Source organism: Flavobacterium poyangense, assembly GCF_011751075.1.
GTDB lineage: Bacteria > Bacteroidota > Bacteroidia > Flavobacteriales > Flavobacteriaceae > Flavobacterium > Flavobacterium poyangense.
Genome location: NZ_JAALLN010000040.1, coordinates 1 through 1799 on the forward strand (window position 1 = coordinate 1; position 1799 = coordinate 1799).

The 1799-nt window shown below is 33.9% G+C and carries 2 protein-coding genes; both read left to right on the plus strand.

Translation table 11 applies throughout. The features are described from left to right. Positions 1–1131 (plus strand): hypothetical protein (locus G3A47_RS22470; RefSeq protein ID WP_166926484.1); only part of this gene is annotated, 1131 nt, incomplete at its 5' end. 6 nt (positions 1132–1137) lie between these two features. Continuing rightward, positions 1138–1740, plus strand: coding sequence for a hypothetical protein (locus tag G3A47_RS22475; protein ID WP_166926486.1), 603 nt, complete (start codon positions 1138–1140; stop codon positions 1738–1740). The last annotated feature ends 59 nt before the right edge of the window (positions 1741–1799 follow it).

The following is a 1799-nucleotide window of genomic DNA, read 5'->3' on the forward strand; positions in this document are numbered from 1 at the left end:
ACCTTAACTGTCCCATTTATTACAGAACGGCCCATTTTTGTAAAAAATCTAGCCAGAAAAAACAACTCTGGTTATTTCTTAAGATCTTATCTGCTGATAACCGCAAAAAATGGCGGCAACAGTTTTGATTATAAGCTCAAAGTTACCTTTTCTCCAAAAGCAAATGAAGCGACCGTAAAATGGTACCACATCTACAATCAAACAAATGCATTAATTTCTGAGAATGGTAAAAAACCAATTAAAAAACGCCGTATCAAATCTGAAACGATTACAAAGGACTGTCCGTATCCGAACTGGGTACTTTTTTCTTCTAGTTCCGAAGCAGAGCGAGAAAGAATACTAAATGAGCGATTGGAATGTGTGATGAGATACTATGGCAACGAAGAGGAAGAAGTACCTCCTCCGGACGGCGGAAGTGGAGAAGAGGATCAAATCTATGGAGAAATTATTGAAGATCAAATCTACGATACAGATCTTGACCCTTGCCCTAAAGCCGTTTTAGCCCAATTAAAAAATGCCACCAATTGCGACATAGCTAATATGTTGACGAAGTTGGGAGCTAATTCTATATATGATGTTACAATTACTTCTGGGGATTCTGGTGATGTACCTGCATTTACTTCAAGAACTGAGAAGAATGACTATAAAATAACCATAAGTAAAGATCGTTTTACTTATGCTACTGAATTATTCAAAGCTTCTATTTTACTACATGAGCTGGGACATGCTTTTTTTATGAGTTTAGTAGATGATTTTGACGCTTCAAAAAATCCAGCGGTATTTGGCGAATTTCCAGTACTTTTCCAAAAATTTGTAGAAACAAAGTATCCTGGACAAAAAAAAGATGCTCAACATGAAGAAATGGCCAACAATTATGTAGAAGCAATTGGTGCTGCTTTACAAGAATTTCAAACTGGTGTTGTAGTTCCCTATGGAGCAAAACCTGCTGAAATTTACACCGATTTAGCATGGGGAGGACTAAGAGATGCACCTATCTTTAACAAAAAGTTTGCAAAGGGAACCACTGAGAGATTAAGAATTGAAAACAGATTAGCATCGGAACAAACCGGAAACCCCGTTGGTTCAGGCACTCCACTAGAACAAAAACCTATAGGCAAACCTTGTAAATAAACCAATATGAAAAAGCTGTTATATATCGTTATCATTATTCAATTTTTTTATAGTTGCGCTTTACAGAAAGACCGACAAGCACCAATTAATGATTATCTGTTAAGTTTGGATTTGAAAGAATCACAAAAGATTATGATTATTCAGGAAAAAATAAATAATAATGTGACAATTGAGATTTTTAAGGGCAAAATCTATTTTGAACCTTATACCAATAAATATGAAAGAAATGAAGGAGTTGATAAGCCTTTATACAATGAAAAAGTATGGGAGAAAATGAAACTTAAATATGAAGAAAAATACATTAAAGACCAGTGGATAAAAGGTAATTACTGGACTTTAAAAGATTTTAAACATCAGAATATCATTTTCATAAAACAGGAAAAATTTCCTAATGCCGGGAAGTATGAGACGTTTGATTTTAAGGAAAACTATGAGGTTTTTTCTTTTTCGGATGTAATTTATTATAAACATAAGAAGTATGCCGTTTTTACTATAAAATCAACCACTACTGATTATAAAAATATTGATGCAACGTCTATATTAATAATGGTAAAAAGTAAAGGAAAATGGACCGTGATTGAAAACGTTGGAGATGGGATTTATCGTTAGAAAATTGCTTTCTGACTTTCTCTTTAAGACTCATATTGAGCCTGTTCCTTAATTGGAGC

Bases quoted from the DNA above. Each gene is read 5' to 3' on its own strand.
- G3A47_RS22475 (WP_166926486.1), top strand. From the start codon at position 1,138: ATGAAAAAGCTGTTATATATCGTTATCATTATTCAATTTTTTTATAGT.